This is a genomic window from Gilvimarinus algae (genome assembly GCF_030518215.1).
Lineage (GTDB): Bacteria > Pseudomonadota > Gammaproteobacteria > Pseudomonadales > Cellvibrionaceae > Gilvimarinus > Gilvimarinus algae.
Genome location: NZ_JAULRT010000062.1, coordinates 782,231 through 801,565, shown reverse-complemented (window position 1 = coordinate 801,565; position 19,335 = coordinate 782,231). Strand labels below are relative to the sequence as shown.

Annotated in this window: 18 protein-coding genes; 3 read left to right on the top strand and 15 right to left on the bottom strand. The window is 58.1% G+C overall.

Going from position 1 to position 19,335, the window contains the following annotated elements:
* Window position 1 precedes the first annotated feature (1 nt).
* The 7 genes from QWI16_RS18375 to leuC form a co-directional block, all read right to left on the bottom strand.
* Entirely contained in the window at window positions 2-613 is a 612-nt protein-coding gene (locus QWI16_RS18375; protein WP_302715612.1) for a phosphoribosylanthranilate isomerase, read from the bottom strand.
* Window positions 614-660: 47 nt separating this feature from the next.
* A complete protein-coding gene (truA, locus tag QWI16_RS18370) occupies window positions 661-1,497 on the bottom strand; it encodes a tRNA pseudouridine(38-40) synthase TruA (RefSeq protein ID WP_370659945.1) in 837 nt (278 codons plus the stop codon).
* Window positions 1,498-1,640: 143 nt separating this feature from the next.
* On the bottom strand, window positions 1,641-4,748 hold the full coding sequence (locus QWI16_RS18365; protein WP_302715455.1) for a FimV/HubP family polar landmark protein: 3,108 nt from the start codon (window positions 4,746-4,748) through the stop codon (window positions 1,641-1,643).
* 316 nt (window positions 4,749-5,064) lie between these two features.
* Entirely contained in the window at window positions 5,065-6,174 is a 1,110-nt protein-coding gene (asd, locus tag QWI16_RS18360) for an aspartate-semialdehyde dehydrogenase (RefSeq protein ID WP_302715453.1), read from the bottom strand.
* A 133-nt stretch (window positions 6,175-6,307) separates the two neighbouring features.
* Window positions 6,308-7,366 (bottom strand): 3-isopropylmalate dehydrogenase, encoded by a 1,059-nt coding sequence (leuB, locus tag QWI16_RS18355; protein ID WP_370659944.1) that lies wholly within the window; start codon window positions 7,364-7,366, stop codon window positions 6,308-6,310.
* Between the two features lie 61 nt (window positions 7,367-7,427).
* Window positions 7,428-8,078 carry a 3-isopropylmalate dehydratase small subunit gene (gene leuD / locus QWI16_RS18350; RefSeq protein WP_302715448.1) on the bottom strand — a complete coding sequence of 217 codons (651 nt, stop codon included), beginning with the start codon at window positions 8,076-8,078 and terminating at the stop codon, window positions 7,428-7,430.
* A gap of 10 nt (window positions 8,079-8,088) precedes the next feature.
* On the bottom strand, window positions 8,089-9,513 hold the full coding sequence (leuC, locus tag QWI16_RS18345) for a 3-isopropylmalate dehydratase large subunit (RefSeq protein ID WP_302715446.1): 1,425 nt from the start codon (window positions 9,511-9,513) through the stop codon (window positions 8,089-8,091).
* A gap of 206 nt (window positions 9,514-9,719) precedes the next feature.
* Between leuC and QWI16_RS18340 the strand changes: the two genes are divergently transcribed.
* Complete coding sequence (locus tag QWI16_RS18340) at window positions 9,720-10,598, top strand: LysR family transcriptional regulator (protein WP_302715444.1); 879 nt, start codon at window positions 9,720-9,722, stop codon at window positions 10,596-10,598.
* Between the two features lie 45 nt (window positions 10,599-10,643).
* On the top strand, window positions 10,644-11,339 hold the full coding sequence (locus QWI16_RS18335; protein ID WP_302715442.1) for a TIGR04219 family outer membrane beta-barrel protein: 696 nt from the start codon (window positions 10,644-10,646) through the stop codon (window positions 11,337-11,339).
* On the opposite strand, the gene QWI16_RS18330 is transcribed toward QWI16_RS18335, so the two are convergent.
* The 8 genes from QWI16_RS18330 to prmB all read right to left on the bottom strand — a co-directional run bounded on the left by QWI16_RS18330 (window position 11,304) and on the right by prmB (window position 18,614).
* Window positions 11,304-12,671 (bottom strand): ATP-binding protein, encoded by a 1,368-nt coding sequence (locus QWI16_RS18330; RefSeq protein WP_302715441.1) that lies wholly within the window; start codon window positions 12,669-12,671, stop codon window positions 11,304-11,306. The genes QWI16_RS18335 and QWI16_RS18330 overlap by 36 nt on opposite strands.
* A 15-nt stretch (window positions 12,672-12,686) precedes the next feature.
* Window positions 12,687-13,373, bottom strand: a complete 687-nt coding sequence (locus QWI16_RS18325; RefSeq protein WP_302715439.1) for a winged helix-turn-helix domain-containing protein — start codon at window positions 13,371-13,373, stop codon at window positions 12,687-12,689.
* On the bottom strand, window positions 13,373-13,741 hold the full coding sequence (locus QWI16_RS18320) for a DUF3019 domain-containing protein (RefSeq protein ID WP_302715438.1): 369 nt from the start codon (window positions 13,739-13,741) through the stop codon (window positions 13,373-13,375). Before QWI16_RS18320 ends, QWI16_RS18325 begins: the two co-directional genes overlap by 1 nt.
* A gap of 31 nt (window positions 13,742-13,772) precedes the next feature.
* Complete coding sequence (locus tag QWI16_RS18315) at window positions 13,773-14,780, bottom strand: MipA/OmpV family protein (RefSeq protein ID WP_302715437.1); 1,008 nt, start codon at window positions 14,778-14,780, stop codon at window positions 13,773-13,775.
* 101 nt (window positions 14,781-14,881) lie between these two features.
* Window positions 14,882-15,643 (bottom strand): rhamnogalacturonan acetylesterase, encoded by a 762-nt coding sequence (locus QWI16_RS18310; RefSeq protein WP_302715436.1) that lies wholly within the window; start codon window positions 15,641-15,643, stop codon window positions 14,882-14,884.
* Between the two features lie 82 nt (window positions 15,644-15,725).
* Entirely contained in the window at window positions 15,726-16,520 is a 795-nt protein-coding gene (locus tag QWI16_RS18305; RefSeq protein ID WP_302715435.1) for an amidohydrolase, read from the bottom strand.
* Window positions 16,521-16,535: 15 nt separating this feature from the next.
* Window positions 16,536-17,633, bottom strand: coding sequence for a chorismate synthase (gene aroC / locus QWI16_RS18300; protein WP_302715434.1), 1,098 nt, complete (start codon window positions 17,631-17,633; stop codon window positions 16,536-16,538).
* 75 nt (window positions 17,634-17,708) lie between these two features.
* The gene (gene prmB / locus QWI16_RS18295; protein ID WP_302715432.1) at window positions 17,709-18,614 is read right to left on the bottom strand and encodes a 50S ribosomal protein L3 N(5)-glutamine methyltransferase; all 906 of its coding nucleotides are present in this window, start codon (window positions 18,612-18,614) and stop codon (window positions 17,709-17,711) included.
* Window positions 18,615-18,785: 171 nt separating this feature from the next.
* Between prmB and folE the strand changes: the two genes are divergently transcribed.
* Window positions 18,786-19,325: a GTP cyclohydrolase I FolE gene (folE, locus tag QWI16_RS18290; RefSeq protein WP_302715430.1), complete on the top strand. Its 540-nt coding sequence runs from the start codon at window positions 18,786-18,788 to the stop codon at window positions 19,323-19,325.
* Window positions 19,326-19,335 lie beyond the last annotated feature (10 nt).

Sequence of the window (19,335 nt, the reverse complement as noted above, 5' to 3'; positions counted from 1 at the left end):
CTTAGCCACGTTTGGCATTAGTAATAAATTGCTCAACCAGCGCCGGGTCTTTAACCCCTGGCGAGGACTCGACGCCGCCGCTGACATCGACACCATAGCAGCGGGTGACCGCCACAGCTTCTGCCACATTGTCGGGCGTCAGGCCGCCGGCCAAGACCAGAGGGCGCGGGCTTGTTTCAGGGAAGCGTTCCCAGTCAAAGGTCTCCCCCGTGCCGCCGGGCACACCGGGCCGGTAGGCATCCAGGAGCACTCCTGCCGCCGTGGGGTATTGGACAAGTGCCCCATTCACATCCATTTCCGGACGCATTCTGAGCGCCTTCATGTAGGGACGTCCGTAGGCCTCGCACATCTCGGCCGGCTCATTGCCGTGGAACTGCAGCAGGTGAAGGGGAACCGCTCGCAATATGGCATCCAGTTGCTCGCGCGGCGTATCGACAAACAGCCCCACTACCGTCACAAATGGGCCACAGGCGCTGGCGATATCGGCCGCAAGGGCGAGGTTCACGTGGCGCGGGCTCTTCTCATAAAACACCAGCCCAATAGCGTCCGCGCCCGCTGCTACCGCCTGCTCGGCCTGCGCGACGCTGGTCATACCACAGATTTTTACGCGCACCTCAGCCAAAGGGATTACCCTGTCTATTGAATTTGAGAGGGCGAATCTTAGCAGAAATTTACCGCTGAGTCAGAATCGCCCAAGGCGCCCACTGGCTGGGGAAAGAACAATGGGCCGGGCAGCGCCCTGGGCAGGTCAAACTCGGACTCGTAATCCACTTCCACGAGATACAAACCAAAAGGCGGTGCCGTCATGCCGCCCGTGCGGCGATCTCGCGCCCGCAGCACCTCACCCGCCCAGTCAACAGGCTTTTCGCCAGCACCTATGGCCATGAGTACGCCAACGATGTTGCGCACCATATGGTGCAAAAAGGCGTTGGCTTTCACCTCGAGTACAATCAGGTCGCCGCGGCGCACCAGATGTAAGTGTTCTATGGTGCGCACGGGTGACCGAGCCTGGCATTGCACCGCGCGATAAGAGGTAAAGTCGTGCTCACCGACCAGCGCCTGGGCCGCCTCACGCATCGCCTCGACATTCAGGGCGCGGCGCGACCAGGTCACCTGATCGTGCAGCAGCGCCGGGCGAGCGCTGGCGTCAGTCAAGAGGTAGCGGTAGGCTCTCGAGCGGGCGCTGAAGCGCGCGTGAAACTGCGGTTTAACCTCACGTGCCCAGCGCACGCCAACACCATCGGGCAAATGAGGTCTGACCCCTCTGACCCAGGCTCTCTCGGGCCTGACGGCCAGAGTGTCAAAATGGACGATCTGATTGGTGGCATGCACGCCGGCATCGGTGCGGCCGGCGCACACCAGGGTAATCGGCTCATCGGCAACCGCTGACAGGGCCTTATGCAGCGCGCCCTGTACCGTGCTGATGCCTCTAGGCTGCACCTGAAAGCCGCGAAACCCACTGCCGCTGTACTCCACAGCCAGGGCCACCCGGCGCATGGCTGACGGCCAGGGCGTATCCGCTAAAACTTCGCAGTTGCGAGTGTACTCAAAGCTCAAATTGGTATTCCGCTATAGACAGACAAATAATAAAAAGGCCCTGCGCGCTGACGCACGCAAGGCCCTTGATAGACAAGCAGCGGCTAGCTGTCGACTTTTTCCAGCAGAGCCTGGGCGTCCTGACGCTGCTGCTCGTTACCTTCTTCAGTAACCTCTGACAAAATATCACGCGCGCCGTCCATATCGCCCATGTCGATATAAGCACGGGCGAGATCGAGCTTGGTGGCGACTTCGTCGGCATCAGCCAAAAAGTCCAGATCCTCGTCATCATCGCCGGGCTCGTTGACTGATTCGGGCGAGGGAAGATCGTCCAGTTCCAGAGAGTCATCTACCCCCTCAAGCGCTTGATCAAAGGCATCGTCTTCGGAGACATCAAAGGCGTCAGCACCGGCGTCGGATTGCGGCTTAGCCTGTGGCGCCTCGTTTTCGGGCTGAGCCAAAGGCTCGGGCTCCGGAGCGTCCAAATCAGCCATTTCGCGATCCAGTGCTTCCAGATCCAGATCGCCCATCGCCTGATCGAGATCGAAATCGTCTGCATCGTCTTCCGCTAGGTCGAGCGTGGGCGGCTCCGGCTCTTCGTCAGCTCCGGATGGCGCTGCAGAGGGCGCGTAGGGCTCCGGCTCTGAGTAAGCGGTTTCCAGTTCTGGTTCGTCGTCCTCGCCAGTGGATTCTTCAAAGCTGAAATCGAGATCTTCATCCAGCAGAGGCGCCTCATCATTCAGGGCCACTTCACCGGCATCTTCCGCCTTATCTTTCTCAGCGCTCGGCGCCTCATCCAGAGACTCGAGGTCAAAATCAAAATCGTCTTCAGAAGATTCGTCGGTTTTTTCCGGCTCGAGTTCGAGAGTGGGCGCCTCAGCGGTTTCGGGCTCATCCAAAGTCAAAGAGAGATCGTCGAGGGACAGTTCGTCGTCGGCACTGGTACTCGGCTCATCGGCTTTGGGCGCTGTTTCTTCGTCATCAAACTCCAGGTCGAAATCGAGCAGTTCGTCGTCCTCGCCGCCACTGTCGGCGCGCTCATCAAACGAGAGGTCATAGCGCGAGTGCGAACCCTCAAGATCCACTTCATCGGTGGCCGCACTGGACTCCGTCGATTCGTCGTCATCGCTCAAATCGAAATCAAAGTCATCTTCAAGCGTCAGCTCATCATCAGCGTCATTGGATTGCTGCGAGCTCTCGGGTTCGATATCCAGATCGTCCAGTGTCAGCTCGTCTCCACCGTCGTCCAGCTCCAGAGTAAAGTCTTCATCGTCCGCTTGAGAGGCGGGCTCTAGGTCGAGTTCAAATACCTCGTCATCCTGCGCACGATTTTGAGTTGCTACCGTGGCAGCGGCCGCTGCAGCACCAGCGGCAGCAACGTATTCAGGCGCGTCGCTGAACTGCGCACGCAGGTCGCGAGCACGCGCAATAGCGCTCTCGTCACCGCTTGCCAGGACATCTCCATAGCGTTCATCAAAGGCGCTCAGGTCACCGCTCTCGGCGTAAAGCTCAAGCAGTTTGAGCTTAATGGCCATGGAGCCGGGCTCCTTCTCCAACCCTTTTAGGAGCATCTCCTCGGCCTGATCGTACTTACCATAGGCAATGTAAATATCCGCCTCGCTGACCACGTCACCGGTTTCCGCCTCGGCAGGACCTTCATCGGCGTCGGCAAACTCGGACTCAAAGTCGTCATCCAGATCCAGCGCGGTGGTGTCCTCTTCCTCTTTGGCGTCGTCGGTCTCGGGCTCGGCAAAAACATCACCATCAAACTCAGAAGTGAATTCTTCCTGCTCTTGTGAACCACTGCGTCTGCGCAAGGCGACAAATACGGCAACAATCAAACCAATAACGGCCAGGGCAATCCAGAGAATGTTGTCCATGACCTTGTCCATCAAGGTCGGCTCTGGCGCCGAACGCACAACCCGGTTTACTTCGCGTGCCGGCTCAGCAGGCTCGGGCTCTTCGGCTGCCTCCTGGGTTTCCTCGGCAACCGGATCAGTCTCTGCATCGGCGGTCGGGCTAGCCGGCGCTTGCTCGCCTGTTTCAGACTGGCTGTCTTGTTGTGCCGAATCCGTACCGCCGTCAGCCGCTGTGGCCTCGGGGTCATTGGCGGCCAACTCAAGGGCGCGCAGCTGCTCGTTACTCACTTCCAGCAACCGCTCCATGGTTTCAATTTGACCTTCAAGGTCGCTCACACGCGAGCGCAAATCACTGTTTTCGCTTTTAGTGCGCTCAAGCTCCTCTTCGGCTTCGGCCAACTCGCGGGCGGTCGCCCCGCCATTGCTACTACCATAGCCGCCACCTTGCGCAGAGCCGGAATCACCGGTAGTGCCCGGTGCAGCCAGCTTGACCCGGCCGCTGACACCCTCAGAGGAGCGATTGACACTGCCGCCACGACCAGAGGCATCCAACTGAGCCCCCATGGCGTTGCCGGACCACTCACGGTTCTGCTGCGCCACCTCACTGATGGCCTGGCGGGTAGTGACGGAGCGAATTTCCTGCTCTGAAGGAATGCGCAAAACCTGCCCTTTACGCAGCAGGTTGATGTTGTTATTGATAAACGCCTCGGGGTTGGCGCGCTGAATCGCCAGCATGGTTTGCTGAATAGAAACACGTCCGGGGCGATAATCGCGGGCTATCTCCCAAAGCGTGTCATTGGCTTTCACGGGCCCGTATTGTTCACCGCCGCCGGAGGTTTGTGCCGATACGGCGCCGGGCTCCTGCGCTGGCCGTACCGGCTCACTCTTTACCGGTGTTGTGCTGGAACGGACGGGGGTTGCCGTGGCCTGCACGGGCTGAGCGCCGTCTTCAGCAAAGGTTGGCAAGTCCAACAGAACGGTGTATTCACGCAGCAGGCGACCACTGGTCCAGCGCACCTCCACGATAAAGCTCAAAAAGGGTTCACGCACAGGATCGCGACTGGTGACCGCGATAAAAGGCCCCTTGGCCGAGTCGGTAATCACGTTAAAACGTAACTGGGAATAGAAGAAAGAGCGCTCGAGACCTACGCGGTCAAAGTCTTCCTGAGAGCCGAGTTTGACAACGATCTGGTCTGCTCCCAGATCCCCGACATCCAGCAACCTGATGTGCGCATCCAGTGGCTGATTGAGAGATGAGTTAAGCGTTATATCGCCAAGCCCCAGTGCCAGCACCGAGCGCGACACGACAAGCGATAGAACCCCAAGCAGTAAAACCAGCTTACGAAGATGCATAGCACTTTCCTTTTATTGTCTCCCCCGGCCATCCGACAGCCCGGCCCTACGACATCCTGTCAGCCACTCAATCAGAAGTGGCCAGCCAAAATTGTTGTTGAGAGGCCCCAAAACCTCGAATAATTCTTCACAATCGACTGTAAGTATTCATTATAAATAGCTTTTTATCAATACTTATGCCAGACCTAGCCCTTGCTTAACACCGCTTTTTTGATGAAAACAGGGCCTTCTCCACAAAAATGCGAGAATATGCGCCGCTCACATACAACAAAGCCCCGGTTCGGTGGACGAACCGGGGCCTCGTGGTCACTGCCAATCAGGACTCGCGCAGCACGCGCAGCATCCGGCGCAGCGGCTCGGCCGCACCCCACAGCAGCTGATCACCGACGGTAAAGGCATTGAGGTACTCGCCCCCCATGCTCAGCTTGCGCAGACGCCCCACCGGAATACCCAGGGTACCGGTGACCGCCGTGGGTGTCAGATCGCGCAGCGTAGAAGGCTTGTCGTTGGGCACCACCTTCACCCAGTCGTTGTGACCGGCAATCATCTGCTCAATCTCATCCAGCGGCACATTCTTTTTCAGTTTAATAGTCAGAGCCTGGGCGTGACAGCGCATGGCACCGATACGCACACAGGTGCCGTCCAGCGGGATGGGCGCCCCTTCGTTACCGAGAATTTTGTTGGTCTCGGCCTGCGCCTTCCACTCTTCACGGCTCTGCCCACTGTCGAGCTGGCTGTCGATAAACGGCAGCACACTGCCGGCCAGAGGCGCACCAAAGTTCTCCACCGGGAAATCGCCAGAGCGCATGGTCTCGGCCACCTTGCGGTCGATATCCAAAATAGCCGATGCTGGATCGGACAGCTCGCTCGACACGGCGTCGCGAATACTGCCCATTTGCTCAATTAACTCGCGCATGTTGCGAGCACCGGCGCCCGATGCGGCCTGGTAGGTCATGGAGCTGGCCCACTCCACCAGGTTATTGGCGAACAGGCCACCGAGGCCCATCAACATCAAGCTCACCGTGCAGTTACCACCGATGTAGTTTTTAACACCCCGGGCGAGACCGTCTTTAATCACGCTGAGATTCACCGGATCGAGAACAATGATCGCATCCTTATCCATGCGCAGGCTGGAGGCCGCGTCAATCCAGTAGCCATTCCAGCCGGCACTGCGCAGGTCGGCGAACACTCCTTTGGTGTAGTCACCGCCCTGACAAGAAATAATCGCATCCAGTTGTTTGAGCTCATCAATCGCGTAGGCGTCTTTCAGCGGCGGCAGCCCCTCGGCCACCTTGGGGGCTTCGCCACCAATATTGGAGGTGGTAAAAAATACCGGCTCTATGCCGTCGAAATCATTTTCGGCCTGCATGCGCTCCATGAGTACGGAGCCAACCATTCCGCGCCAACCTACAAAACCTACTTTCATTGTTTAACTCTCTGGTTTGAATGAATTAAAGCCTCTTCGGGCGCCTTTTGAGCGCCGCATAGGCCTTTTTATCTTGCCGGAAATCCCCCTGGGCTGCAAATCGAGCCAATGGGCCCAAGTGCATCCGTATGCCTTAAAGCGCCGCCAAAACCGCATCGCCCATCTGGACCGTACCCACCTTTTCGGTGCCCGACGTGTAGATGTCGGCGGTGCGTAAACCCTGATCCAAAACCTCGCCGACCGCCGTCTCAATGGCGTCAGCGGCAGCAGTCTCGCCCAGCGAGTAGCGCAGCATCATTGAGGCCGAAAGTATGGTTGCCAAGGGGTTTGCAATCCCCTGCCCGGCAATATCCGGCGCACTGCCATGGCAGGGCTCGTACATACCCCGCCCGTGTTTGTTCAAGGACGCGGAGGGCAACATGCCGATGGAACCGGTGAGCATGGCCGCGGCATCGGACAATATATCGCCAAACATATTGCCGGTGACCAGAACATCAAACTGCTTGGGCGCACGCACCAGCTGCATGGCGGCATTGTCGACGTACATATGTGACAGGGCGACATCCGGATACTCCGGCGCCAGACGGTCCATCACTTCGCGCCAGAGAATCGTAGCCTCAAGCACATTGGCCTTATCCACCGAGCACACTTTCTTGTTGCGCTTGCGCGCCATTTCAAACGCCGTTCGGCCGATACGCTCGATTTCACTCTCGCTGTATTTATAGGTGTTATAGCCTTCGCGCTCGCCGTTCTCCAGAGTGCGAATCCCGCGTGGCTCGCCAAAATAAATGCCGCCGGTCAGCTCACGAACGATAAGAATGTCGAGGCCGGAGACCACTTCAGGCTTCAGGCTCGATGCATCCACCAGTTGCGGATACAGCAGCGCCGGGCGCAGATTGGCGTAGAGCTCAAGAGATGAGCGGATTTTTAACAGCCCCCGTTCCGGGCGGATGGCGCGGTCGATGGTATCCCACTTGGGGCCGCCCACGGCACCCAGCAAAATCGCATCGCATTCGCGGGCACGTTCCACCGCGGCATCGGTGAGTGGCTCACCATACACATCAATGGACGCGCCACCAATCAGTTCGTCGACAAAATTCAGCTTCAGGTCAAATGAATCATTGACCGCCTCCAACACCCGGCAAGCTTCGCGCACAATTTCAGGGCCGATCCCGTCGCCCGGCAAAATCATAATATTTCTGGACACACTCACTCCTGTTCTCTTATTGGCGCTTTATCAGCACCGCACACTATTAGGGTTTTACCGCGTCAAACAACCAGGGCGCTGACTGGCGGCGCTCGGACTCGTAAGCCCGGATGGCGTCTGCCTGCTCGAGGGTCAAGCCGATGTCGTCGAGACCGTTGATCAGACAGTGTTTGCGAAACTCATCAATGTCGAAAGCAAACACCTGCCCGGAGGGCGTTTCTACCTGCTGGCGCTGCAAATCCACGGTCAACTGATAGCCTTCGCTTGCGTACATTTCGGCAAACAGCTGCTCGACAACCGCCTCTTCCAGCACCAGCGGCAGGAGGCCATTCTTAAAACAGTTGTTGTAAAAAATATCGGCGAAACTCGGGGCGATCACACAGCGAAAACCGTAATCATCGAGCGCCCATGGCGCGTGTTCGCGCGATGAGCCACACCCAAAGTTCTTACGCGCCAGCAAAACACTGGCGCCCTGATAACGCGCCTGATTCAGCGGAAAGTCCGGATTTAAGGGTCTGCCGGTACAATCCTGATCCGGTTTACCTTCATCCAGGTAGCGCAACTCATCAAACAAGTTTTTGCCAAAGCCCGTGCGCTTGATGGACTTTAAAAACTGTTTCGGAATAATCATATCGGTATCGACATTGGCGCGATCCATAGGCGCGACTGTGCCGGTTATCTTGGTAAAGCTTTTCATGGCAGTCTCCTCAGCGCACAAACTCACGAACATCGACAAAATGGCCGGCAATACCCGCCGCCGCCGCCATGGCAGGACTGACCAAATGCGTGCGGCCGCCGTAGCCCTGGCGCCCTTCAAAGTTGCGATTGGACGTCGAGGCACAGTGCTCACCCGCACCCAGTTTATCGGCGTTCATGGCCAGGCACATAGAACAGCCCGGCTCACGCCACTCAAAACCCGCTTCGATAAAAATTTTATCCAGTCCCTCAGCCTCGGCCTGAGCTTTAACCAGCCCTGAACCGGGCACCACCATCGCCTGCTTAACGCTCTCGGCTTTTTTGCGGCCTTTTACCACCGCCGCTGCCGCGCGAATGTCCTCGATGCGCGAGTTGGTGCACGAGCCGATAAACACCCGGTCGAGTTTAATGTCGCCGATGGGTTGACCGGCCTTGAGCCCCATATACTCGAGTGCGCGCTCCATGCCCTCACGTTTGACAGCATCGACCTCAAGCGCAGGCTCGGGCACACAATCGTTCACCCCCACCACCATTTCCGGCGATGTGCCCCAGCTCACTTGCGGCAAAATGTCCTCGCCTTTTAAGGTCACCACGGTATCGAAGTGGGCGCCCTCGTCGGAGGTTAAATCACGCCACGCCTCGACGGCTCTGTCCCAAAGCTCACCTTGAGGCGCATAGAGGCGCCCTTTCACATAGTCAATGGTGGTGTCATCCACCGCCACCATGCCCGCGCGCGCGCCAGCCTCGATGGCCATATTGCAGACGGTCATGCGCCCTTCCATACTCATGGCACGAAACACCTCGCCGGCAAACTCAATGGCATAACCGGTACCGCCGGCCGTACCAATTTTTCCGATGATGGCCAGAACCACATCCTTTGCCGTGACGCCTTCGCCCAAACGGCCGGTCACCTCGACCAGCATGTTTTTCATTTTCTTGGCCACCAGGCACTGGGTCGCGAGCACATGCTCGACCTCACTGGTACCAATACCGTGCGCCAGGGCGCCCAGGGCGCCGTTGGTCGCAGTGTGCGAGTCGCCGCAGACAATGGTCATACCGGGCAGACAGGCCCCGGACTCCGGCCCCACCACATGTACGATGCCCTGGCGACGGTCATTGATTTTGTACTCGACAATACCGAACTCGTCGCAGTTGTCGTCCAGGGTTTTGACCTGAATCAGAGACACCGGATCTTCAATACCCGCCACACCAGAGGCGCGCTCTTTCACCGTTGTCGGGACATTGTGATCCGGCGTCGCCAGCACAGAATCCACGCGCCAAGGTTTGCGCCCGGCCAGGCGAAGCCCCTCAAACGCCTGGGGAGAAGTGACTTCGTGAACGATATGGCGATCGATGTATATCAATGCCGAGCCGTCCTCGCGCTGCTGCACAAGGTGGGCATCCCAGAGCTTGTCATAAAGTGTTCTTGCGGCCATGGTGTCCTCTAGCGGTTTGGCTAATCACGTCGGCCGTTGCCGCACCCAAGGCGGTCAACAACCTTTACCCCTGGAGCGCTCGATTGGCGCCTTTGCCAGTTTCAGGCAGTTTTCATTACGGGGTTATGGTATCGCCCAGCAATCAATAAAACAAATTCATATTTTTTATATTTTACATTCCTATGTGGACTACATAGAATCAGGCCATGGATTCCCTACAACTCAGCACTTTTATCATTATTGCCGAAACCGGCTCATTCTCTGCCGCCGCCGAGCGCTTGCACCTGACGCAACCGGCTGTGAGCAAGCGCATGGCGCTGCTGGAGGAGCAGCTTGGAACCCGCCTGTTCGATCGCCTGGGCAAGCACATCAGCTTGAGCCAGGCCGGCAGAGTTCTGCTACCGCGGGCACGGGCGATTGTCCAGGCCATCGGCGAAGCTGAACGCGCCATCGGAGACCTCAGTGGCACCGTTTCGGGCAGATTGAGCATCGCCACCAGCCATCACATCGGCCTGCACCGCCTGCCGCCAGTGCTCGGCCAGTTTTCCCGGGCGCATCCCGAGGTGTCCCTGGATTTGCACTTTCTCGATTCGGAAAAAGCCCTGGAAGCAGTTGAGCGAGGGGACTTTGATCTGGGGGTAATCACTCTGCCCGACGAGCGCCCCAAAGCGCTGCAGGCCCTTCCCATCTGGCGCGACGAGTTGTGTTTTGTGGCCGCGCCGAGTCATCCGCTCGCCGGAAGTGCCAAGAGCCTGAAAGATTTGACCACCTTCCAGGCGATCCTGCCGGATGCGGGTACCTATACCACGAGATTGATTCAGCAGCTGTTTGAAGCCGAGCGTTTACCGCTGACCATCAATATGGTGACCAACCATCTGGACACCATCAAAATGATGGTGTCCGTAGGACTCGGCTGGGGCGTTTTACCCGAGCCTATGGTCGATGACTCCCTCACCCGCCTCGACCTTGAGATCGACACCCTGGAGCGCTCGCTGGGCGCGGTTTATCACCGGGGCCGCAGTCAGAGCAATGCCAGCAAAATGTTTCTGCACACCCTGACCCAGAGCAGTTTAGCCGGCCGCTGATGAATGCTATGATCGGCCGAGATTTCACAGACCCTGGATGATGGAATGAAAAAACCTGCTGTAATCCTCGCACTCTGCTCTGCCTTTCTTTCTCCCACCCTACTGGCCGACGTGATCGGCGTAAAGGGTGACGCCGGACTCTGGCGCGCCGACTTCGACGGTGAACTTGGCGGCGTTTCTGCCTCGACGCTCGGCTTCTCAGAAGAAGATGGTCAGTTTTTCCATTTGTACGTCGAGCACCCCATCCCCCTGGTGCCCAACGCGCGTCTAAGCTACACAGACATCAGCGCCGAGCGCAGCGAAACCCTGGCCAACCAACAGCTCGCCCAATCGCGCATTGACTTGTCCCATGTCGATGCCACCGCTTACTACGAGCTGCTCGATAACTGGGTCAACCTGGATTTGGGCCTGTCTGTGCGACTGTTCGATGGTGCGATCGCCTTCGACTCAGTCGCCGGTGACCAGAAAATCGAACTGGATGACGGCATACCTATGGGCTATTTGCTGGCCGAAGCCGAGCTGCCGTTTACCGGCTGGTCCGCTGGCGCTGAGCTCAATTACACCGAGTACGATGATTACACCATCAGCGACTACACCGTGAAATTGCGCTACCTGTTCGATGCCGTGCTCGATGTGGGTTTTGAAGTAGGTTACCGCGAGTTTACGCTCGATCTCGATAAGGGATTTGGGGCGGATACGGATTTATCAGGGCCCTACGCCGCCTTCGCCGCGCAGTTCTGAACTCCGAGCCTGAGAAGCCTCTCGACTGGCATCATCGCCGCTGGGTCCCGCAATGGGCCAGCGGCACTCGAACCTCGCACCGCCCAACCGTTTGGGAGATACTGCCGCCACCTTGCCACCATGCCAACCCATAATGCGCTTGACGATGGCAAGCCCCAGACCAAAGCCCTTGGTGTCTTTTCCCGGCAGCTGTTTTAGGCGGATAAACGAATCGAACACCCGCTCGCGATCGGCGGCGTCGATACCTGGCCCATCGTCTTCCACTGCCACACAGTAGTGGCCGGGTTCTGCTATGAGCTCCACCAAAATCGTCCGGTCAGCGTAGCGCGCCGCATTGCCCAGAAGATTCTGTAGCACCCGCTCAAACAAATTCCACTCGCAGGCCACGGCCACTTCGGCTAGCTGATCATTGATATCGAACTGCAAATCGGGCCGTCGCTCTTGCAGTCGCGATGCCATGTCACTGACCATGGCGGCAAGGGCGCCAGGCGAACCGGCCTGCAGCGATAGGTGTTGGGTCTGCGCCTCAAAACCGGCGTAACTGAGCAGCTGATTGATCAGCGAATCCATGTCCGCCACATCGCTGCGCACACTGTCGAGTTGACGCGCCACCGCCTGCGGATCCCGGCTCGTTTGCGCCAACTCAAGCGCAAACTTCATACGCGCCAAGGGCGTTCTCAGTTCGTGAGACACGGCGTAGGTCATTTCGCGGTAGCTGGCCAATAACTCATCAATGCGCTGTTGCATGCGATTGAACTCGGCCGACAGTATGTACACTGGCGAACGCACACTCAGACTCACCCGGTTGCCCGTCGCGCCGGAGCGGCCAAAGCGCCGCGCCTGCTGCTCAAGGGAGCGCAGATCGCGCACCAGTGGCCAGACCCAAAGGTAAATGACCACGGCGAGAATCAGGTAAAACACCGCCAGGTAGACGTCGTACCAATGGCTTTGATCGGCGGGGGGGAGTTGGATGCGCAAAACCAGGTTCGAGCCTTCGAGTCGGTCGTAGACCTCACGCCCCTCACCCACATTGAGCATGACAGGCTCGCCGGCCAGCAGCTGTTCAGACAGTGAAGAGTCGGCAAAGTCCTCGACTCGGTAGACACTGCCATTGAGACCCAGAACGGCAAGCTGCTGGCGGAGCCGCTCGGCGTATGCGGCCTCTGACAGAGACTCGGCGTTTTGCGCCAGCAACGCAAAAAAAGCGCGATTGAGCGGGTCGGCCGCCTCCGCCTCCTGCGCACTCTGGTAGAGGCGATCCAACCCCCAGCCGGCCACCAGTATGGCCAACACCACCACCAAATAGAGAGTGAAAAACGCCCGTTTTAACAAGGCAGGCTCCCATGCTTACCAGGCATCGGCCACCAGCATGTAACCTCTCCCCCAAATGGTTTTAATGCGGGTCGGGTTATCGCTGTTGTCACCGAGCTTTTTGCGCAAATGCGAGACTCGCACATCGACGGTTCGGTCCAGGCCATCGTAGGGCCGGTTGCAAATGGTGGTAAACAAATATTCCCGGCTAAGCACCTTGCCGGCCTGGCGCGCAAGTGTCAGCAGTAAGTCATATTCATGGCTCGATAACGCCACAGGGATCTCGTCCAACACCACCTCACGCGAGGCGGCGCGGATCTGCAAACCACCGACCTGCACGTCGCCATTTTCCACAGGCTCACGATTGGCACGTCGCAGCAGCGCGTGGATGCGTGCCAGCAACACCCGCGGCTCCGCTGGCTTGACGACATAGTCATCGGCTCCCACATCAAAACCGAGAATCTGGTCGGCGTCGCCATCGCGCGCGGTGAGCATCAAGATGGGCCCTTCATACAACGGGCGCACTTCTTTGCAGATGGCAATGCCGTCCTTGCCCGGCAGGTTCAAATCCAAAATCAGAATGTCGGGCTGCAGGCTCTGAACCTGACGCGGAACGTTGAGCCCGTAAGACTCCACCACCACAGTAAACTGATTTGCCTCGAGGTAGTCTTTTACCAGCGCCGCCAGGCGCTCATCATCTTCGGCCAGGAGCACAACGCTCATCAGAAAAAACTCCAAGGGTTACGACGGCGACGGCGGTAACGTTGAGCATCGGCCACCACCTCAAAGGCGTGGCTGGCCAGAACCCGCTGATCCGCCATTTCGATCAATTGAAAGTGTACATCATCCGCCGCTTCGAGCAGCGAGGTATGTGCGCCAGAGCGGCTTTGCTCCCAGCAGTGCAACGGATCCGGCTCACCGAGTTCATAAAGGCAGACGGTATAGCGCTGTCCGGCGCGCCAGGACACTTCTACCTGATCTCGGCACAGACTCTCGCCGCGCTCGAGTATGCAAAGGCTTGGGTGGACAATCAGCTCAACATCGGCCGCCTCATCCGCAACCGCTCCCTGCCCCCAACTGGCACTGCCCATAAACAGTGCCGCGGCTATCCGTAAACGCGCGTTAAAAATGGTAGACCCCTCCGACAAACACCGTGGTCGAGGTGTCTTTCTCCAGTAGTGGGCTGTCACTGATGCCGCTGCCAAACCATTTTTGATGCAAGGTGGCCTGGAAGGTCCAGCTCTTGGTAATCGGTCTGACCCAGTCAAAGCGCACATAGGGCGTAGCCGTCGCCTCGCCTTGATAATACAGCGAGCGGAAACTGCCCACGTCCGAGGCGTCCAGGCCGTAATAGTAGTCCACTACCTCTTCGGACTGCCAGACCATACCGCCGGCCAAGGTAAACTGATTCATTCCATGAAAAGTGCGGTAATCGACCCCGGCGCGTACCTCCTGCCCCTCGTGTACCCCGGTGAAATCCTGCAGTGCCTGAACACTAAAAACGGTCTGACCTAAAAACAGGCTGTACTCGACACCCGCCAAGCCGGCCATGCGCCGTTTGCCAATATCGTCCAGCGTGAGGCTGTAAGTCGGCGGGGTGTTTTCGGACACCAGTGTCTTGTGGAAAAACTCATTGGGGCCGTCGCGATCGGTGGTATTGGGCGTGGTCGTCTCGTCCCGCACTCTGACCTCCAGCGATTCGCCGTCGTTATTTTCAGCACCCGAGGTAATAAGCCCTCCGGCATTGAAACTACCCCCAGTGCCCTCGATCACAAAATTGCCCAGACTCAAATCGTTAAAGTACATTTGGTCGAGTCCAAGGGTCGCCACCACATTGAGCATGTGCCGGCGACTTTCCAGGAGGGTGAAACCAATGGAGGTGGTATCGAGAAAGAAGCGCTCACCGTAGTAGCTCACCTGGGGCAGGAGCACAATCGGTATGGTGTCGCCATCAACCAGCGGGTTGGTGCGCCCTCCCAGGCCCAGGCCCACAGAAAACTGCCACTGGCCCACCGCCATGCAGTCATCCGGGTGCGAGTCGCAATAGGCTTGATCAGCCTGCGCGAGGCAAGATACCGAAAACAGGCATCCTGCCAACACCGCCATTAATCGCTGATAAATCGTCGTCAAAGAACTCACCCAGTCTGAAAAGTAACCCCAACACTATAAGAAGGTTGCTGGTTGCAAATCCACGATTTTACGCCGACTTTTTGTAAGAGTTTGTAACAGGCTCAAGGCTTTAAGTGCTTTGGATCGGGCACTCGCAAGCGCCCCGCCAGCGGATGCTCAAGGGCCTTGAGCTCAGCGAGCACCAGCTGAGCCACTTCGCGGGCACCCAAGTGGGTAAAGTGGGTATCATCCGAGACACCTATCGGGTAGTTGGGGTGCAGCTGCGGCGCTATGTGCATAAAGCGCAAGCGTGACTGAGTGTCTCCCATGTCGGTGAAGTACTCGCGAGTGACCTTTTCCATATCAATAAACGTGACCTTTTGCGCTTTGGCCAGTTCGCGCACCACATCCGGGTAGACACCATGAGTGGGCTCTATTACCCCCTCCTCGCTAAAGTAGCGCCGGGTGACCGGCGTCATCAATATGGGCTCGGCGCCGGCCTGGCGAGTTTGCGTGATAAAACGCTCGAGGTTACTCCGATAGTCAGCAGGCGGTGTGTAGCGATCTTTTTTCTGTTTTGACTGGTCATTGTGGCCGAACTGAATAATCACATAGTCGCCCTTATGCAACTCATCCACAATGGCCTGCCAACGACCTTCTTCGATAAAGGTGCGGCTGCTGCGACCGTTCTTTGCGCGGTTGTCCACAACGACGGTTTCATCGAAGAAAATACTAAAAGGCACCCCCCAACCCGTTTCCGGGTAGTCCTTGACCTCTTTAATGGACATGGTGGAGTCGCCGGCCATAAACACATGGGTCGGCCGCTCTGCCGCCCAAACCGGTAAGCAGAGCATGATGGCTAGCATGGACATTATTCGTTTCACTCGTCACTCCTGTCGCGGGCTGGTCTTTGTTTTTCAGATTGTCGTTGGGTTCTGCGTTGGCGTCGAGTCGCCGGGCTACGGACTAATCGCCGTCGGCGGGCCTGACCTCATGCAGGGTAAATGAGTCGGCGTCCAGGTGGGCGGGGAATTGTTCTCTGTAGATTAGCAGTGCCTGCGCACTCAAGCGTGTACTCACAACTTGTTCAATGTCGCCGGCATCGGCCAGTAGCTCACCCTTGGGCGAGATCACCACACTGCCGCCAGCGTAATCTTGGCCATAGGCATCTCGCCCTACCCGATTCACGCCGATCACGTAGCAGAGGTTTTCAATGGCTCGGGCTTTGAGCAGGGCGCACCAATGGTCGTGGCGGGCAGCTGGCCAGTTGGCGACACAGACAATCGCGTCATAGTCGCCGCGATTGCGGCTGAACACGGGAAAGCGCAGGTCGTAGCAAACCTGCAATAAGAAGCGCCAGCCCTCAAGCTCGGCAATGACCCGGCGCTCGCCCGGGGCATAGCGCTGGTGTTCGCCGGCCATGCGAAACAAGTGGCGCTTATCGTAGTGAAGAGGCTGCCCTTCCGGCGCGGCCCAAAGCAGGCGATTGGTATAGCGCCCCGCCTCGTGCATGACCACCGAGCCGGTCACCACTGCGTTCAAACGGGCGCTGAGTGAACTCAGCCATTGGTGCACGGGCCCCTGAGCCATCTCTGCGTGCTGGCGCGCTTTGGGGTGAAAGCCCGTAGTAAAGACCTCGGGCAAAACCAGTAAATCAGAAGGCTCTGCTTGGGCGGCTAGCGTAGCCAAGTTGTCCAGATTGGCAGCCGGATTGTCGCTGACAATGTCGCTTTGAACGAGAGTGACTGTCAGATCGCGCATTGCATGGCCCTGCGGCTAGTGCCCCTTCGGAATCACCGGAATCGAATGCTGAACACCGCCGTTCTGACCGCGCTGGCGCAGGGTGTGATCCATTAACACCAGCGCCAGCATGGCCTCGGCAATGGGCGTCGCGCGGATACCAACACAGGGATCGTGGCGCCCGGTGGTGACCACCTCCACCTCGTTGCCGTGCACATCGAGACTGCGCCCCGGGATACGCAAGCTTGAAGTAGGCTTTAACGCGATGTGCGCGACAATATCCTGACCGGTGGAAATACCACCGAGTACGCCGCCGGCGTTGTTGGAGGCAAAACCCTCGGGCAGGATTTCATCGCGGTGCTCGGTGCCCTTCTGTGCCACACAGTCAAAACCCGCACCAATCTCCACCCCCTTGACAGCATTGATGCTCATCAGCGCATGGGCGATGTCCGCGTCCAGTCGATCAAACACCGGCTCTCCCAGGCCCGGCGCCACATCGGAAGCCACCACGGTGATCTTGGCGCCGATGGAGTTTCCCTCTTTGCCGAGGGCCTTCATGTACTCTTCCATAGCCGGCACTTTACTGGCATCGGGACAAAAAAACGGGTTATTGGCGATCTCATCCCAATCCACCGACTCAATCGCAATGGGCCCGAGCTGCGAGAGGTAACCACGCACCTCAACCCCGAAAAATTCCTTCAGGTACTTTTTCGCGATCGCCCCTGCCGCGACGCGCATGGCGGTCTCGCGGGCCGAAGATCGGCCACCGCCGCGGTAGTCGCGAACCCCGTATTTCTGCATGTAGCTGTAATCGGCGTGGGCGGGTCGAAACTGATCCTTGATGTTGGAGTAGTCTTTAGAGCGCTGGTCGGTGTTCTCAATCAAAAGGCCAATCGGTGTGCCGGTGGTTTTACCTTCAAACACCCCGGAGAGAATTTTCACCTGATCGGCTTCGCGGCGCTGAGTGGTAAAACGCGATTGCCCCGGCTTGCGGCGATCCAAATCGGCCTGAATGTCTTCCTCGGTCAGCGCCAGTCCAGGCGGGCAGCCATCGACGATACAACCCAGGGCAAGGCCGTGACTTTCGCCAAACGTGGTAACGGTGAAAAGTTTTCCAAAACTGTTGCCGGACATAGCCTCTGCGCCTTACTCAATCTGTCAAAAGGACGCGATTATACGCCCATTTTGCCGGTATCTCACCCTGGCGAATCAAGCGCCTGCCAACTGCTCGCGAGTCAGGATGAAGACCCCGTGGCCACCGCGCGCAAACTCCACCCAGGTGAACGGCAGCTGCGGGTAGGACTCCACCAGCGCCCCGGCGCTGTTTCCCACCTCGACCACCAGCAGGCCACCGTCGTTCAGGTGATTGGCAGCCTCGGCCAGCAATTGCCGGGTAAACGCCAGACCATCGGCGCCCGAGCCCAGGCCTATTTCCGGCTCGGCCCTGTACTCAGCCGGCATCTGGGCAAGATCCTCGGCGTCCACATAAGGGGGGTTAGAAACAATCAGGTCAAAGCACTGACCGGCGAGCCCGGCGAACAGATCCGACTCGTAGGCCATGACCCGCTCCCCCAGATCGTGATCGGCAATGTTGCGCCGGGCCACCTCCAGCGCATCAGCACTGATGTCACTCAAGGCCACCTGCGCTTCCGGGAACCGGTAGGCACAGGCAATCCCAATACAGCCGCTGCCGGTGCACAAATCCAGCACATACTCGGGCTCCTCACTGAGCCAGGGCGCGAAACCCTGCTCAATAAGCTCGGCGATGGGCGAGCGGGGCACCAGCACACGCTCATCCACGTAGAAGTCGAGATCGCAAAAGCGAGCGTGCCGGGTGATATAGGCGGCGGGAATGCGCTGCTCAATGCGCTGATCAAAGCTGTCGAGCACCCGCTCTTTTTCCGGCTGGGTCAGACGCGCATCGAGCACGCCGGGATGAGTAAAGCCCGTCAGGTGCACAGCGCTAAGCACCAGCTGAACCGCCTCGTCCCAGGCATTATCGGTGCCGTGACCAAAATACAGCTGCGCCTGATTGAAGCGACTGGCGCCGAAGCGAATAAAGTCCCTGATGCTTGTCAATTCTGCGCACAACTGCGCCCGTTGATAGTGCTGCACAATCACCCCGCTTGCGAAAATGAACGCATTGTACCGCAAAGGCGTATAAATGCCCCTGAGGTCTTTACCTCGGGGGCGGCTTGCCGTAATGTTGCCGCCCTTTCACAAACGGCTAATATTGGCACAGGGGCAAGCATCGGGCCGCCGCCCTGATGACACAGGAACACACGCATGCAAGAGTATTTTGCCAAAATCATCGAGGGTATTGGCGAGGATCTGGAGCGCCCAGGCCTGAAAGACACGCCCAAACGGGCCGCCAAGGCGTTCCAGTTCTTGACCAAGGGCTATCACCAGTCGCTGGACGAAGTGGTCAACGGTGCACTCTTTCCGTCGGATTCGAGCGAGATGATCATGGTCAAGGACATAGAGCTATACTCTATGTGCGAACACCATATGCTGCCGTTTATCGGTAAGGCCCACGTCGCCTACATCCCCACCGGGCACGTGCTGGGCTTGTCAAAAATCGCCCGTATTGTCGACATGTACGCCCGCCGCCTGCAAATCCAGGAGCAACTGACGCTGCAGATCGCCGAGTCTGTTCAGGAGATAACCGGCGCCTCAGGTGTTGGGGTCATTATTGAAGCCAAGCACATGTGCATGATGATGCGCGGCGTGGAAAAGCAAAACTCGGCGATGAAGACCTCGGCCATGCTCGGTAGCTTCCGCTCCAACCAGGCCACCCGCACCGAATTTCTGTCTCTGCTGCGCTAATACACAGCCA

Excerpts from the sequence above, each read along its gene's own strand:
- truA (WP_370659945.1), bottom strand. The coding sequence starts at position 1,497 with ATGCGCCGGGTGGCCCTGGCTGTGGAGTACAGCGGCAGTGGGTTTCGC.
- QWI16_RS18365 (WP_302715455.1), bottom strand. The coding sequence starts at position 4,748 with ATGCATCTTCGTAAGCTGGTTTTACTGCTTGGGGTTCTATCGCTTGTC.
- asd (WP_302715453.1), bottom strand. The coding sequence starts at position 6,174 with ATGAAAGTAGGTTTTGTAGGTTGGCGCGGAATGGTTGGCTCCGTACTC.
- leuB (WP_370659944.1), bottom strand. The coding sequence starts at position 7,366 with ATGATTTTGCCGGGCGACGGGATCGGCCCTGAAATTGTGCGCGAAGCT.
- leuD (WP_302715448.1), bottom strand. The coding sequence starts at position 8,078 with ATGAAAAGCTTTACCAAGATAACCGGCACAGTCGCGCCTATGGATCGC.
- leuC (WP_302715446.1), bottom strand. The coding sequence starts at position 9,513 with ATGGCCGCAAGAACACTTTATGACAAGCTCTGGGATGCCCACCTTGTG.
- QWI16_RS18340 (WP_302715444.1), top strand. The coding sequence starts at position 9,720 with ATGGATTCCCTACAACTCAGCACTTTTATCATTATTGCCGAAACCGGC.
- QWI16_RS18335 (WP_302715442.1), top strand. The coding sequence starts at position 10,644 with ATGAAAAAACCTGCTGTAATCCTCGCACTCTGCTCTGCCTTTCTTTCT.
- QWI16_RS18325 (WP_302715439.1), bottom strand. The coding sequence starts at position 13,373 with ATGAGCGTTGTGCTCCTGGCCGAAGATGATGAGCGCCTGGCGGCGCTG.
- QWI16_RS18320 (WP_302715438.1), bottom strand. The coding sequence starts at position 13,741 with ATGGGCAGTGCCAGTTGGGGGCAGGGAGCGGTTGCGGATGAGGCGGCC.
- QWI16_RS18305 (WP_302715435.1), bottom strand. The coding sequence starts at position 16,520 with ATGCGCGATCTGACAGTCACTCTCGTTCAAAGCGACATTGTCAGCGAC.
- aroC (WP_302715434.1), bottom strand. The coding sequence starts at position 17,633 with ATGTCCGGCAACAGTTTTGGAAAACTTTTCACCGTTACCACGTTTGGC.
- folE (WP_302715430.1), top strand. The coding sequence starts at position 18,786 with ATGCAAGAGTATTTTGCCAAAATCATCGAGGGTATTGGCGAGGATCTG.